The organism is Streptomyces sp. NPDC005483, assembly GCF_040606035.1.
Lineage (GTDB): Bacteria > Actinomycetota > Actinomycetes > Streptomycetales > Streptomycetaceae > Streptomyces.
Genome location: NZ_JBEXEA010000080.1, coordinates 1 through 14,224, shown reverse-complemented (window position 1 = coordinate 14,224; position 14,224 = coordinate 1). Strand labels below are relative to the sequence as shown.

General features: G+C 69.2%; 13 protein-coding genes and 3 pseudogenes. 7 read left to right on the top strand and 9 right to left on the bottom strand.

Features of this window, described 5'->3' with window-relative positions; translation table 11 throughout:
* Positions 1-260: 260 nt before the first annotated feature.
* Positions 261-491: pseudogene (locus ABZT06_RS49600) on the top strand (ABC transporter substrate-binding protein); the annotation flags it as partial.
* A 533-nt stretch (positions 492-1,024) separates the two neighbouring features.
* Positions 1,025-1,447 carry a hypothetical protein gene (locus ABZT06_RS49595; RefSeq protein WP_355756296.1) on the top strand — a complete coding sequence of 141 codons (423 nt, stop codon included), beginning with the start codon at positions 1,025-1,027 and terminating at the stop codon, positions 1,445-1,447.
* 162 nt (positions 1,448-1,609) lie between these two features.
* On the opposite strand, the gene ABZT06_RS49590 is transcribed toward ABZT06_RS49595, so the two are convergent.
* Positions 1,610-2,581 (bottom strand): Lrp/AsnC family transcriptional regulator, encoded by a 972-nt coding sequence (locus tag ABZT06_RS49590; RefSeq protein ID WP_355756293.1) that lies wholly within the window; start codon positions 2,579-2,581, stop codon positions 1,610-1,612.
* A gap of 181 nt (positions 2,582-2,762) precedes the next feature.
* Between ABZT06_RS49590 and ABZT06_RS49585 the strand changes: the two genes are divergently transcribed.
* From ABZT06_RS49585 to ABZT06_RS49575, 3 genes are read left to right on the top strand one after another with little or no spacing between them, the layout of a single operon-like run.
* Positions 2,763-3,326 carry an NADPH-dependent FMN reductase gene (locus tag ABZT06_RS49585; protein WP_355756290.1) on the top strand — a complete coding sequence of 188 codons (564 nt, stop codon included), beginning with the start codon at positions 2,763-2,765 and terminating at the stop codon, positions 3,324-3,326.
* 12 nt (positions 3,327-3,338) lie between these two features.
* Complete coding sequence (locus ABZT06_RS49580; protein ID WP_355756288.1) at positions 3,339-4,226, top strand: MBL fold metallo-hydrolase; 888 nt, start codon at positions 3,339-3,341, stop codon at positions 4,224-4,226.
* Between the two features lie 42 nt (positions 4,227-4,268).
* Positions 4,269-4,400, top strand: coding sequence for a hypothetical protein (locus ABZT06_RS49575; protein ID WP_355756285.1), 132 nt, complete (start codon positions 4,269-4,271; stop codon positions 4,398-4,400).
* A gap of 654 nt (positions 4,401-5,054) precedes the next feature.
* Here ABZT06_RS49575 and ABZT06_RS49570 read toward each other — a convergent pair.
* From ABZT06_RS49570 to ABZT06_RS49545, 6 genes and pseudogenes are all read right to left on the bottom strand, one after another.
* Complete coding sequence (locus ABZT06_RS49570; protein ID WP_355756283.1) at positions 5,055-5,393, bottom strand: peptidase inhibitor family I36 protein; 339 nt, start codon at positions 5,391-5,393, stop codon at positions 5,055-5,057.
* 746 nt (positions 5,394-6,139) lie between these two features.
* Positions 6,140-8,275, bottom strand: a complete 2,136-nt coding sequence (locus ABZT06_RS49565; RefSeq protein ID WP_355756303.1) for a type I polyketide synthase — start codon at positions 8,273-8,275, stop codon at positions 6,140-6,142.
* Between the two features lie 15 nt (positions 8,276-8,290).
* A pseudogene (locus ABZT06_RS49560) lies at positions 8,291-8,614 on the bottom strand (zinc-binding dehydrogenase); the annotation flags it as partial.
* A gap of 18 nt (positions 8,615-8,632) precedes the next feature.
* The gene (locus ABZT06_RS49555; protein WP_355756280.1) at positions 8,633-9,715 is read right to left on the bottom strand and encodes an alcohol dehydrogenase catalytic domain-containing protein; all 1,083 of its coding nucleotides are present in this window, start codon (positions 9,713-9,715) and stop codon (positions 8,633-8,635) included.
* Positions 9,624-10,268 (bottom strand): polyketide synthase dehydratase domain-containing protein, encoded by a 645-nt coding sequence (locus ABZT06_RS49550; protein ID WP_355756277.1) that lies wholly within the window; start codon positions 10,266-10,268, stop codon positions 9,624-9,626. The genes ABZT06_RS49555 and ABZT06_RS49550 overlap by 92 nt, the downstream gene beginning before the upstream one ends.
* 82 nt (positions 10,269-10,350) lie before the next feature.
* On the bottom strand, positions 10,351-12,801 hold the full coding sequence (locus ABZT06_RS49545) for a type I polyketide synthase (RefSeq protein ID WP_355756276.1): 2,451 nt from the start codon (positions 12,799-12,801) through the stop codon (positions 10,351-10,353).
* Between the two features lie 290 nt (positions 12,802-13,091).
* On the opposite strand from ABZT06_RS49545, the pseudogene ABZT06_RS49540 reads away from it, so the two are divergent.
* A pseudogene (locus ABZT06_RS49540) lies at positions 13,092-13,211 on the top strand (alpha/beta hydrolase); the annotation flags it as partial.
* Between the two features lie 188 nt (positions 13,212-13,399).
* On the top strand, positions 13,400-13,540 hold the full coding sequence (locus tag ABZT06_RS49535; RefSeq protein ID WP_355756274.1) for a hypothetical protein: 141 nt from the start codon (positions 13,400-13,402) through the stop codon (positions 13,538-13,540).
* A 259-nt stretch (positions 13,541-13,799) separates the two neighbouring features.
* Here the strand turns inward: ABZT06_RS49535 and ABZT06_RS49530 are convergent, their stop codons facing one another.
* A complete protein-coding gene (locus ABZT06_RS49530; protein ID WP_355756300.1) occupies positions 13,800-14,063 on the bottom strand; it encodes a prolyl oligopeptidase family serine peptidase in 264 nt (87 codons plus the stop codon).
* 14 nt (positions 14,064-14,077) lie between these two features.
* On the bottom strand, positions 14,078-14,224 hold a 147-nt coding region (locus tag ABZT06_RS49525; protein WP_355756298.1), incomplete at its 5' end, for a LuxR C-terminal-related transcriptional regulator.

Sequence of the window (14,224 nt, the reverse complement as noted above, 5' to 3'; positions counted from 1 at the left end):
CCGCGCCTCAACCGTTCGACCGAGGAGACCTGGTGCCATTCCGGCCGGTCGGTCATCTGGTTGATCCGCCCGGGCCGGTGCCCGGACCAGGATCGCCCATCGAAGCGCATACGTATGTCGTCGCTCCACACGGATGCCACCGGTACCTGTGGGCCCTCTCGCGTCACGGAGTGGCTGTCCCACCAGGAGGATTTGTCTGCGACTGTTCTGGTTATGCTGCACACATGAAAGACGTTCAGGATGCAAACGGCCACTGCAGAAAGATGATGGTGCATTACGCCAAGGACCACTACGGCTCGGCCACTGAGCAGGAGTTCGAGGTCCTCCCGAAATAGCTAAACGACAGTGGTTTGTTCGAAGTCTCCATCCAGGGGCATCTCTCGTGGACCTTCCGTCCCGCCGAGCAGAAGGGCGAGTACGACGTCTACGGCATGGGCTGGTTCCCCGACTTCCCTGATGCCGACAACTTCCTCGCGCCCTTCCTGGACAAGCAGAACCCCACCGTCAGACTGACCGGTTGGCTGCAAAATCAAGCCTGACCAAGAGCCAGGAGGATGTTTCGCGGCACCTCTTACGCGCTCAATTCCTCTTCGGCGGTGCGCGCGGATGACGCGAAAGGGAAAGACATGCGGGCCACGGAGGATCACCGCAACGACCCGACATTTCCGCCTGAAATACCCTTCCGTCACCTGGGCTAATCCGCGCCCAGCCTAGCGAATGAGAACCCCCGCATGGAGAAACCTGCCCAGTCCCAAGACCAGCTCCCAGCGTACAGTGCCCAGCTCTAGCGCCCACGATGAAAGCGGCAAGCAGCAGGAACTTCTCGCCCCGTCGCAGGTGTGCTAACCGCAGAAGACCACATGGAGATCATTCGCAACGCCAGTACTCCGTTCTCCCCTACGGTGACACCCAACAGACCCACATATGGCTTCACCATGTCGGGACTGGACAGACAGCGGTTGCAGGGATCTACGCTGATGAGCTGAGGGACCATATTCCTGGTTTCGGGGATACGGTTCGGGTGTTGGAGGAGCAGCGGACTCTCACCCATGAGGAGCACATGCAGGTGCTTCGGGCCCATGATTACGTTCTCGCTCGCGGTGGAACCACCCAGCAGACCTACAAGAGGTTGCAAAACGTGAGGAACGGAAGCACCCGGATCGCGCAGACGTATCTTCAAGAGATCGAGGAGGCGCTCGGGACGAGATTTCTCCGGGCCAAGGTGATTGAGCAGCAGCGAGAACTTACCCAGGCCGATCACATGAAGGTTCTCCGGAGCAGGGGTTTCCGCGTTCCTCCGCGAGGGGCCACGGCGCGCACCGCAGATTGGTGCGCGACAGTGCTCACGGGAATGATGAGGAATCTGAAGAGCCAATACGCTGCGGAGATCGCCGCAGTGACTGCGGCGAGTGTCGACGGAGATGATCCAGGGCGCCCCCGGAACTGATGAACAGGGAACAGTGCCCCGACACCGATAGCTCACTGTGTGCTGACCACGATGGGACTGGGCGGCCGTGTTGCCGGTTCCTCAGCCCGGGCGTGGATCATGGGCCCCGCTCGTGCTGAGGGCTGAGGGCTGAGGGTGCGCGGGGGCTGCGCAGGTCCGGGTTCAGAAGCCCGGGCGGATCAGGCCGGTCCGTTTGGCTGTGGCCAGTACCGGTGTGGTCTCGATGGCGGTGATCTGGTCCATCTTGCCGATGGTGTCGGTGAGGAAGCGGTAGAGGGCGTCGAGGTCCTTGGTGGTGACCATGACCAGGAGATTGGTGGGCCCGGTGGTTGCCGCGGTGAAGCGGACGGCGGGTTCACGGCTGAGGTGTTCGCCCGCCGCCTGGAGGGCGTTCGGTTTCACGGACAGCCACAGCTGGGCCTTGACTCCCAGCCCGAGCAGGGCCAGGTCGGTTTCGGTGACCAGACGGATCGTGCCGTCGTGGAGCAGGGTCTCCAGGTGGCGCCGGGCGGTGCGGGGCGTGGTGCCGGCCCGCTCGGCGAGGGTGGCGTAGTCGGTGCGGCCGTCTTCAGCCAGGGCCTGGATCAGTGCCAGGTCGGCCTCGGACAGCGGGGCCGGTGACCGTGTGCTGAGCGGGAACGGCCGTACCCCCAGGCAGGCCGTCTCCTCGTCGCTCAGCAGCCGAGTACCCCAGTTGAGGGAGGCGGGGAAGATCCTCATCAGGGTGTGAGAGGTCCAGCTGTAGACGGCGGCGGTGGCCGGCAGGTCGCGCAACAGCAGACGGTTGCGCTGCTCCGTTCCGTCCAGATGGAAGATGGCGCTGATCTCGTCCCCGCCGCCCAGGACGTCCACCCACAGGGTGTCAGCGCGGCGGGCCAAGGTGGAGGCGACCGTTCTGACGCGGTCGGGACGGCAGCGGATGCGCAGGGCCATGGGCACCAGATGGGGAAAGCGGATCGGGTTGCGCTCTGCGGTGGCGCGCAGGGTGCCGTCGGCGTACAGCGGCCCAGCCCGCCGCACCACGGTGCGCTCGGACAGTCCCAGGCAGGTGGCGACGGCACGCCAAGAAGCACGCGGCGCGGCAATCAGAGCGGCGGCGATCCGTCGATCCGTCTCATCCAGAGTTTGGCGCACAATCAGCGATCTACCCAAATCACATGGCGCATGACCAGCCTTCTTAGCATTAATCATGGCGCTACATCATCGAAACGCCGACGCTTACTCACGTCGAGGTCGGGGGGTTGGTGCCCGTTCGACCCGGTCTGCGGCGATCGCTGCAGCGGAACCGCTCGTGCCAATGACGAAGGAAAAGACTGTGACCCGCCTCCGTATCCTCACCCTGTCCGGGAGTCTGCGCCGCGACTCGTTCAACACCGCTCTGCTGCGAGAGGCTGAACGGCTGGGCGTGCACGACCACTTCGACCACTTCGACGGACTCGGCCGTCTTCCGCACTTCAACGAGGACGAGGAGCACCCCGCCCCGCCTGCCGTAGCCGAGCTGCGCCGCCGCGTGCAGGAGGCAGATGCGGTGCTGATCGCCACACCCGAGTACAACGCCTTGATACCGGGCGCGCTGAAGAACGCCCTGGACTGGCTCTCGCGCCCGGCCGAGGACGGCGGTCCCGCCCTGCTGCTGAAGCCGGTCGGCGTCATCGGAGCTTCACCCGGTCCTTTCGGCACCGTCCGGGCGCAGTTGGCGCTGCGTCAAGTACTGCACAAGATGAACGCCCGTGTCGTGCAGCAGCCGGAGTTCTTGCTCTTCCAGGCCCACCAACAGTTCGACGACGACGGCCGCCTCCCGAGCGGCACCCCGCCTCAGCAACTGCTGTCCGCGCTGCTCGACGCCCTTGGCCAACTCGCCGCACAGGACCAGCGATAGGAAGGGCGTGACATGCGACAGGTCGGAAATCTGAACGAGCAGTCCGCTGTGCGCTCGCTCGAACTGGGCGACGTCCGGCTAACGTATGTCGTCGACGGCGCCATGGCGATGCTGCCCTCCGCCTTCTTTCCCGATTTCGCCCCGACCTACTGGGCCGACCGCGCGGAAGCTCTCGACGCGAGTGGCAGGGTTGCTATGTCGGCTGGTGGTCTGCTGGTCGAGCGGGACGGGCGCAGCCTGCTGATCGACGCCGGTCTGGGCCCGGTCAGCGGACCGGTCCACGTCTTCGACGACGTGGTGGGCCACAGCAACAGCGGCGCACTGCTGGAGGTGCTCACCGCGCTCGGGCGCACGCCTGAGGACATCGAGGCGGTGGCCTTCACCCACCTGCACGTGGACCACACCGGCTGGGCCTTCTCGCCGGACAAGACGTTCCCGCGCGCGCGTTACCTCGTCGCCGCTGCCGAGTGGGCGCCGCATGAGTGCGGCACGGCGGTGCCAGGCGCGCCGGCGGCGGAGATCCTCACACGTATCGGCGAGGTTTACACCCCGGTCGATGACGGCCAGGAGATCTTTCCTGGAGTGCGGACCCTTATCACACCCGGGCATTCACCAGGGCACACCTCGTATGTGATCTCCGCCGGAAGTGAGCGGGTGGTGGTGCTCGGGGACGTGTTCCACACCCCGGCACAGATGGCACACCCAGAGTGGCCTTCTCGGCCCGACATGGACCATGCGGGGGTGACGGCGGGCCGCAGGCGCATCACCGCGGAGCTGGCCCGGCCGGGCAGCCTCGGTTTTGCGTTCCATTTCGGTGACCAGGCGTTCGGTCGACTGACCGGCACCCGGTGGGAACCTGTCCCGGCCGCCGTGCTCCTGCCGAGCCCAAGGACGCTCTGAGGACCGGACGGGGCGAGATCCACAACTTCGACGCTGTGGTGCATGACCAGGACGGCGAACCCGTCACGCCCCGATTCCGGGGGTGAGGTCGGCGAGTGCATTGATGAGGGCCTCGCCGCCGACCTCATCAGCCCCATGCCGGCGGCTGTGGCCAAGCACACCCACGTGCCCTAGCCTGCGGCCGAGCCCAACATCGGCTCCTTGAGCACCCGCTGCATCCCCCCGCGGGTCGGGCGGCCCAGCCGGGCAGTGTTCCAGCACCCGAGCGGTCTCGGTGTAGAAGGCGTTCTGCGCGGCCTCGCCGCCATCGGGCGTGGCGCGCGCGACCATCATCAGGCGCTGTGCTGAGGATTGCCCCTTCGTCCATATCAGGCCTCGTGTACGGCTGGTCGCGGCGGCTCCGGCACCGAGAACGGAAAGCGTCCGCCTGACACGCGGTCCCGTGGTAGCCGGCTGCGGCACACCCGCCACCGGGGGGCGTTCGATCCCCACCTGGAACAGGTGGGGATCGAACGCCCCCCTGCCAGCATGAATACCGTCGCTGGTGGAGCCGCCGGGCTGTCGGCGCCGTGGGTGACCTTGCTGCGTAGCCTGACACTTCTCCATCCGGCCGATCACATGCTCCACTCGCGCTCGGACCTTGCGGTGGGCGGCGTTTTCGATCGCTCCGGGCGCACACGAGGTGGTGACGCCCAAATCACTCGGCTGGCCATGACCACGGCGTGGCCAGCCCCACTGCCATGAAGGGGGCTTTCTGAGGGCGGTTTTCCTCGGCTGTCCCCCGCAGGACGGTGCGGCAGGTGCAGAGCGAGCTTCAGATGCTTGCGGTCACTTGACGATACCGACACTCGCCGTCTGGTTGTCGGCGCTTCCCAGGCTGGACAGCCAGTAGAACTTGCCGACGGTGAGGATGGTGTTGCCGCTGGAGTTGCGCAGCTTCCACTGGTAGTTGGTGTTGTTGATCACCGAAGAGATGCGGCCCTGGCCCGTGGCCGGGATGTTGACCCAGGAGTCCGACCAGCCCCACTTCACTCCGAAGAAGTCCCCGCCGTAGTTCTGGTCCGCGAAGACGCAGAACTCGTATGTGGCAGCGGGGCAGGGGTCCTGCGCCGTTGCGGCGGACGCCGGGCCGGCCGTGCCGACCAACGCCAGTCCTGCTGCGGCCACGAGACCCATGGACGACGCTGCGAGACGCTTCTTCCAGCTGTTCAACTTATGCTGCCTCTCTTTGGCTGCTGTCATCGAGAACCGATCGGCTCCCGTACGGCAACGCAACGACGACCCCGGTGGGTTCACGGCGAATTACTCCCAGCCGAGGTGCTGGGCCGGCTGACCTACGCGCTTGCCCCGCTGGTCGCGGCGCCGGGGACAGGTCGGCTTGATTGCTACAAGGAGGGGACGAGGTAGGGAGTGGGCGGTGTTCACGACGGTGGGGTGGCAGGACGGGCGTACCGGACTTGTCCGGGGTCCCGAGTTCGAGTGCACATCGTCCACAGCGGAATCCCGCCCGGTTGGTCAGGAGGTCGAGGGGATGTTCCAGGGTGTACAGGCGTCGCCACCGGTGTAGTTCGGCCCGCAGACCCTGAAGGTGACGACTTTCTTGCACGATCGGGCCGGTTCTCCGGAGTGAAATGTAGGTCCCGGAGCCGTGGGCCCCTGCGGGCGGAGACGACCTGGGCGGGATGACACCGCCGTGTCCCCGGAGCGGACAACCCCCGCACGTGTGGGTTCTCCGCAGCACCGCGCCAGCCGACTCCTCGTTCGCTGGGCGGCACTCGCCTCAGCCCGTCCGACCGGACCGGCGCCGCAGCAGATTTCTGCCGCCGGCCCGGCCGCGGGCATCGTGGGGTGTGCCGTCGGCTGCCGGTACGCCAGGGCCCGCCGCGACGACCCGCCCGTGCCTCCGGCCCGATTCATCGCCGCAGTACCCTTTCCAGCCACTGGCGGACGGCAGAAGCGGTGGCAGCGGGGTCCTCCTCCATCAGGGAGAAATGGTCCCCCGGGACCGCCAGCGCCTCGCGCACCCAATGCGTGGGAACCTGCCAGTCCCGGCCACCATCAGTGATCATCGGTTCGGAGGCTTGGAGGAGCAGCGTGGGCACCTCCAGGCGAGCCGGTTCCCACTCCGCGAAGAGACCCGCGTACCACGTCTGGGCCGACAGCCGGATGCCGTCGAGCGGCAGGGTCCGGGTCTGGTAACGCCGCATCAGCCGGTGGAAGCCCTCTTGATTGCGGGCGAGGTAGGGGTCGTTCACGGGGTAGGTGTCGAGGAAGACGACCGCCTTCGGACGCGTGCCGCAGGCAATGAGGTGTGTGGCCAGTTCATGTGCCAGGGCGCCTCCGGAGGAATATCCGCCGAGCACGAAGGGCGCTCCGTCGACGTGACGTAGAAGGGCCCGCGCCAGGGCGCGCGTGACTGCGGAGGCCGTGGCCGGCAGGACGTCCCCTTCCGTGAAACCGGCGAGGGACAGCGAGGAGACGGACGGTCCCCGCCCTTCGAAGGCGGCGGCGAACGGCACATGCACGTGCGGCCCCGACATCGCGACGAACGGCGGGACCATCACCAGTGTCACCGGGCCGGAACCCTCGGACAGGGGGATGACGTCCTGGGCTCGGGGAGCGTCCGTTGCGAGATCGTCTGACTTCTCCCGCAGCAGGGCGATGTTCTCCACCAGTTGACGGCTCGTCGCGAAGTCGCCCGCGTCGATGCCCCGCCAGAACAGGGTGCCCGTCATGTCGGGGCCGCGCTCGCGGCCGGTGCGGACGGCCGTTTCGCCAGGTGCGGTCGCAGGGCTGCGCGGCGCATCGGCGCCTGCCGGGTGCGAAGGTTCTGCCATGCTCGGTCGGCCGTGCCGTGCGGGGAGAGCCGGCGACCGAGGGGCGGCAGGGAGGCCGCCGAGCCCGCTGTCTGCTGCGGAAGTCGCCTCCAGCGCGGCGCTGTCCGCATCGTCTTGCATCCGCTCCAGAAGGTGCTCCGTGAGGCGTTCGGCACTGGGATGGTCGAATACGAGCGTGGAGGGCAGGAGGAGGCCGGTCGCCGCACCGAGCGCGTTGCGCAGTTCGACGGCCATGAGCGAGTCCAGCCCCAGTTCCTTGAACGGCCATTGCGCATCGACCTCTCCGGGCCCGGACCGGCCAAGCACCGCGGCGGCCTGCCGCAGCACCAGGTCCCGCACCTCGGCCGCCCGAGTCTCGGGGTCCACCGCGGCCAGGCGTGCCCGGACGCCGTCCGCCTGTGGTGTCTGCCGGACCGTACGCCGGCCTGCCCCGGTCAACCCTCGCAGGATCGGGGGCATGGGGTCGCCGGGCCGCGGGGACCCGTGTCGGCCCGTGGTCTTCAAGGCGGCGGGGATCAGAACGGTGTCGTCCCGCAGCAGGGCCTCGTCCAGGAGTCGGAGACCGGTTCGTGAGTCCATCGCCCTCACTCCCCAGCGCGCCAGACGCGAGGTGTCCGCGTCGCCCAGGTGGCCGGTCATCTCGCTGGCCTGTGCCCACAGGCCCCAGGCCAGCGAATGTGCGGCCAGGCCGCCGGCCCGCCGGGCCGTGGCCAGGGCGTCCAGGAAGGCGTTGGCGGCCGCGTAGTTGGCCTGCCCGGTGGTGCCCAAGACCCCGGCTACGGAGGAGAACGACACGAAGGCGGCGAGGTCCATCTCCCTGGTCAGCTCGTCGAGGTGCAGCACCGCGTCGACCTTGGGCCGCAGGGTCCGCTCCAGCCGTTGTTCGTCCAGCGCGGCCACCACACCGTCGTCCAGCAGACCGGCGGCATGGAACACGCCGGTCAGCGGAGCGTCCGCGGGAACCTGGTCGAGCAGCTTCACGACCTGCTCGCGCTCGGCGACGTCACAGGCCACCACCCGCACCCGCGCGCCCTCTGCCTCCAGTTGCGCACGCAGTTCGGCGGTGGATTCGGCAGCCTCGCCGCGCCGCGAGGCGAGCAGCACGCTGCGTATCCCGTGGTGCGCGACCAGATGCCGCGCGGTCAGTCCGCCCAACTGCCCTGTTCCGCCCGTGATCAGGACGGTTCCGGCCGGGGCCAGCGCACGCGGCATCCGCAGCACGTTCTTGCCTACGTGCAACCCCTGGGCCATGGTCTGCAGCGCCTCCGGCAGCCGCTGAACGTTCCACACCCGCACCGGGGGCAGGGCGAGTTCACCCCGGTCGAACAGGCCGGTCAGCTCCTCCAGCAGCGCTGAGATCCGGTCGGGGCCGGCGTCGTAGTAGTGGAAGGGCAGGTAGGTGACACCGGGATGGGTGCGCGTCACCGAGGCCGGGTCGCGGATGTCGCGCTGGCCCATCTCCAGGAAGTAGCCGCCGGGGCGCAGCAGTCGCAGGGAGGCGTCGATGAACTCGCCGGTCAGGGAGTTCAGGACCACGTCCATGCCGTGGCCGCCGGTGACCTTTCGAAACTACTCCTCGAAGTCGCGGGCGCGGGAGCTGGCGATGTGCGCGTCGTCCAGGCCCATCGTCCGCAGGAGCGTGTGCTTGGCCGGACTCGCCGTCGCGAAGACCTCGGCCCCCAGGTGGCGGCACAGGGCGACGGCGGCCATGCCCACGCCTCCGGCAGCGGTGTGCACGAGCACGCGCTGGCCGGGAGTCAGACGGCCCAGGTCCCGCAGGCCGTACAGGGCCGTCAGAAAGACCACCGGGGCTGCCGCCGCCTCCTCGAACGTCCAGTTCTGCGGCAGGCGTGCCGTGTTGCGCGCGTCCGTGACCGCCACGGAACCGATCGCGTTCGGAAACACGCCCCACACCCGGTCGCCGACGTCGATGCCCCGCACCTCGCGGCCGACGGCCAGGACCACGCCCGCCGCCTCGTGTCCGAGGTCCGAGGCGTCGGCCAGCATGCCGCGGGTCACCAGTACGTCGCGGAAGTTGACCCCCGCGGCGCGCACCTCGACACGGAGGTCCCCGGGCCTCAGTGGGGCCAGCAGCTCTGGTGCCTGCCGCGCGACCACGTCACGGCCGGGGCCTGCCACCTCGAGCACCCACGGCAGGTGGCCGACAGGGAGCGGTACACCGGCCGGGGCCGGCACCACGCGCGGCACGGACACGGCCGGTCCGCGGACCGCGGTCTGCCATTCGTCCGCGCCTGTCGCCGCGGCCATGACCGTGTGGAGCACCGTACTGTCGGCGGCACTCTCCGGAATGTCGTCCAGGTCCGTGATCGCCACACGGCCGGGGTGTTCGTTCTGCACGCTGCGGATGAGTCCCCACACGGCGGCGGCCACGGTATTCAGGGCGCCGGACTCCTCCTCGTCCACCGTCACGGCCCGGTGGGTGACTAACAGCAGCCGGGTTGTGGTCCACCTCGGATCGGCGAGGAACTCCTGCACCAGGCGCAGGGCGGCGCCGGTGACCGCCCTGACGGCCTCCGCCGGAGCATCCACGGCCGCGTCCTCACCTGGGCGGGCATGCCAGACCAGCCAGTCGCAGCGGTCTGTGCCGTTCGGTGTGGTGGCGCCGTCCAGGTCCGCGGCTTCCTTGATCACGCGCACGACCTGCCTCGCCGTGCGTCCACACTGCCCGGACGCCCTGGAAGACGGGCCCGTACTCGTAACCGCGGGCGGCCAGCTCCCGGTAGGGGTCCCCCGGCATCCGGGCCGCGTCGCCGGGCGGCCATGGGAGCTCTGGGGTGTGGTGGCCTGCCCCGACACCCGGAGCCAACCTGCCGCTCGCGTGCCGCGTCCAGGAGGGGTCCTCGTCCTCGGGGCGGGACCAGATGGTCACGGTCCGCCGGTCCGTCCCGTCCGCGGCGCTCACCCCGACCCGCAGCCGTACCCCCGTGCTCTGCGGTATCCGCAGGGGCGTCTCCAGCACCAGTTCCTCGATCGACTGGCACCCCGTCCGATCACTGGCCTGGAGGGCGAGTTCGAGGAGGGCGGTGCCGGGAAGCAGGACGCGGCCGTGCACCGTGTGGTCCCCCGTCCAGGGGTGGGTCGACCTGGAGACCCGGCCGGTCAGCACCAGCCCTCCGGTGTCCGGGTCCTCGACCTCCGCACCCAGCAAGGGGTGCGCCGAAGGCTCCAGCCCCACCCCAGTCACGGCCCCGGATCCACCCGTTCCTGGTGCGAGCCAGAACCGCTCGCGCTGGACGGCCGTCGTGGGCAGTTCCACGAACGGGGCCTCACCAGCCGGTCAGTAGGCGCCCTTCGGCGGTGGAGTGGAACGCGACCTGAGCGACGGTGGGAGTCACTGCCCGCAGCGCGTGGTTCAACTCCTCGCGCAGTTCTTCCACTTGCCGGGTGTGAGAGGCGTAGTCGACCGGGAGCATCCGGTTGCGCACGTCCAGACGGTCGTAGAAGGCCGCTGCTTCACGCAGTGCCGCGGGCGGTCCGGCCAGCGTGACCGAGTGGGGACCGTTCACCGTGGCGATCTCGACGATGCTGTCGCCCCGCTCCCGCAGGTCGCGGGCAGCCTGCTCCTCACTGACCGCGACCGCGAGCATGCCGCCACGGCCGGCCAGGGTCCGCGCGATGAGCCGGCTGCGCACAGCGACGACCCGGGCCGCGTCCTCCAGAGACAGTGCCCCCGCTACACAGGCAGCCGCGATCTCCCCCTGGGAATGACCGACCACGGCGTCCGGCCGCAGCCCCCACGCCCGCCACAGCGCGGCGAGCGACACCATCACCGCGAACGACAACGGCTGGACCACGTCGACTCGTGCCGGCGCCTCCGGATTCCGCTCTCGCACCATCTCGGCCAGTGACCAGTCGACCCAGGGCTCCATCGCCTGCGCGCACTGCGCCATCCGGGCCGCGAACACCGGCTCGGTGTCCCACAGTTGGGCACCCATGCCGGCCCACTGCGCGCCCTGGCCGGGAAAAACCCACACGGACCCGGCCGTGTCACCGGCCGGCGCCACACCGACATGCACCGTGGGCGCCTGCTGGCGTCCAGCCACCTCACGCAGGCCCCGCAGCAGTTCATCGCGATCGCCCCCGACCACCACGGCCCGGTGCTCCCACAGGGCCCGGGTGCGCACCAGCGCGCCGGCCACGGCGGCGATGTCCGCCGTGGGCGCGGTCTCCAGGTGGCAGGCGAGCCGTGACGCCTGCTCGGCCAGAGCGGGCCCGGACCGCGCACACACCACGAGAGCCGTCCCCGGCCGCCCCGGCCCGTCCGCCCCGGACCATCCGCCTTCCTCGTGCGGTGACGGTGGGGCCTGTTCGATGATGACGTGTGCGTTCGTGCCGGAGATACCGAAGGCCGACACACAGGCCCGCAGCGGCCGGTCCACCGGCGGCTCGGGCCAGCTCCGCCGCCGGGTCAGCACCTGCAAACCGGCGGACTCCCAGTGCACGTACGGCGCGGCGGCACGCACGTGCAACGTCCGTGGCAGGACACCGTGACGGAGTGCCAGCACCATCTTGATCACACCTGCGACACCCGCCGCGGCCTGAGTGTGACCGATGTTCGACTTCAGGGAACCCAGCGGCAACGGCCGTCCCGCGCGGCCGTAGACAGCCGAGAGCGCCCTCACCTCGGTGGGGTCCCCCAGCCGGGTGCCGGTGCCATGCGCCTCCACCGCGTCGACGTCATCGCCGGTCAGACCGGCGTCCGCGAGGGCCAGCCGGATGACCTTCTCCTGCGCCCGGCTGTTGGGCGCGGACAGGCTGTCCGACGCCCCGTCCTGATTGATCGCAGTGCCGCGCAGGACCGCAAGCACCCGGTGCCCCGCCCGTCGGGCATCCGACAGCCGCTCCACGGCCAGCATGGACACCCCCTCCGACATGCCGAAACCGTCCGCATCCGCGGAGAACGCCTTACAACGCCCGTCCCCGGAAAGGGCGCCGAGCCGGCTGTACTCCACGTACATGCCGAGGTCGGGCGCCATGGTCGCACCGCCGGCCAGAGCGAGGTCGCACTCCCGGTTGTGCAGGGCACGCACCGCCAGGTGCAGCGCCACGAGCGAGGAGGAGCACGCCGTGTCCACCGAGACGGCAGGGCCCTCCAGCCCCAGCGCATAGGAGATACGGCCCGAGTGCACACTCGCGGTACGGCCCGTCATCACGTGGCCCTCGACGGCGGAACCCTCTGCCAGGCCGGGCCCGTACTCGGACTCCATCACGCCGATGTACACACCCGTGGCGCTGCCCTTCAGACCGCTCGGGTCGATACCGGAACGTTCCAGCGTCTCCCACGCGGTCTCCAGCAATAGCCGCTGCTGTGGGTCCATGGCCAGCGCCTCGCGCGCCGAGATGCCGAAGAACCGGGCATCGAACCGGGTCGCCTCGACGAAGCCGCCCTCACCCTGCACATGGTGTCCGGGCTCGTCCGACTGCGCGGCGTAGGAGCGCGCAACGTCCCAGCCACGGTCGTCGGGGAAGGGGCCGACCGCGTCACGTTCCTCCATCAGCAGACGCCACAGATCGTCGGACCGAAGACGCCGCCTGGCAGTCGGCAACCCATACCGATGATTGCGATGTCCTCGCGTGTGCCGTCCGCCTGTGGGGCCACCGACCTGTGCTGCTCGTTGACCGTACCGGTGTTGTCCGGCATGCGACTCTCTCTGGTCGTACCGGCCGTCCCGCTCCCCGCTGCTCGGCGAGAGGAGGAGAAGTTCGCCTGATATCACGCCCGTGATCTCTCCCTAGAACGAGGTGTGCCGGGCACCGGGTTCACCGCTGCAAGCACGGGCGGTCGAACGATGTGTGTGCACCTGCGTTTTTGCCGGTCGGACCATGCTGTTGTGTTCCGGGCAGTAACTCGTCCTGCGGGCATCCCGTTTCACGGACGTACGAGGCTCAGACGCGCCGGAACCGAACACCCCTCCGCAGACATCCGATCCCCGACGCGGACCCAACCACCCTGGTTCACACGTTGTCCGGTTGCCCCCCATCCGGGGTGGACACCGGCAACGAGACCCGCGGGCCGCTGCTGCTGATGTCGGGGCAGGAGGACCGGCTGGTCCCGGACTCCGTCACCCGCACCGTCTACAAGCAGTACGGGGACTCCACGGCGGTGACCGACCTGAAGCAGTTCGCGCTGCCCGCGAGTTGCCCAGGCTCAGGGGTGCGGCCGTGCGACCGGGCACGGCCCCTGCCCGGTCCGGCATCGGGGATTCGGAGAGCACCAGTTGCCGGCCGTCGTCGGACGTGAGAACAGCGGTGAGCCGCTGCCCCGCTTCGGCGCGCGAGCCGTCGACGGGTTGTTCGTCGGAGATCAGGACGGCAGTGCGCCGACGGGTGGTCGTGCAGTCCGAGGTGCTCGGGAACGCGGAGTACCGGGACAACGCCCGCCGCGCCGCCCAGCAGATCGGGGCCATGCCCTCGCCGAGCGAGGTCGCCGACCAGTTGGCGGCGGCCGTCGTCTGAACGCGGTTGTTCGCCGACGCATGACGCGCGGGTGGTGGGCGGCCGTTCGGCGGACCGCCCACCACGGGCCCCGGGAGCCTGAACCCCCGTACCGGAGACGCTCGTTGTACCGGACGCGGTGAGAGACGAACGCGTACGCGACGGAGTGAGGATGCGCGGTGACGAACCCGGCGGCGGTCGAATCTGGTCGGGCGGGTTCCACGGCTTCGACCAGATCGCCCCCGACATCGCCGTGGCCCGCCTCAGCTCATTGGGACACTCATGCCTGTTGCGGCGCCAGGTGGCGGTGTAGCCAGAGGAGAGTTCGGCAGAGGTAGTCGGTGGTTTCCGGGAAGTCGCGCACTCCGTGGCCCTGGGCGGGATAGAGGACCAGTTCGGTCTCGACACCGGCGTGCAGCAGTGCCTGGTGTGCTTCGACGGCCTGTTGAGGTGGGGGGCACTTGTCGAGCAGGCCCGCGGTCACCAAGGTGGGCCTTGGAGCATGCGAGGCACGCGCGCCGGGGCCGTTGTGGCTGTCTGTCAGACCTCGGTGTGTGGTCAGCCCGGCATCCCGCCGCCGTGGGTGTCCCCAGTGGCGCAGATACCGTTCTCCCAGGCCCAGGCGGCGATCTCGACTCGGTTGCGGGCGGCGAGTTTGCGTTGGACGTTGCCGAGGTGGGTCTTGACGGTGGAGAGGGTGACGTG

Excerpts from the sequence above, each read along its gene's own strand:
- ABZT06_RS49565 (WP_355756303.1), bottom strand. The coding sequence starts at position 8,275 with ATGCCGCGTGCGCTGGCCCCGGCCGGAACCGTCCTGATCACGGGCGGA.
- ABZT06_RS49580 (WP_355756288.1), top strand. The coding sequence starts at position 3,339 with ATGCGACAGGTCGGAAATCTGAACGAGCAGTCCGCTGTGCGCTCGCTC.
- ABZT06_RS49575 (WP_355756285.1), top strand. The coding sequence starts at position 4,269 with ATGACCAGGACGGCGAACCCGTCACGCCCCGATTCCGGGGGTGAGGTC.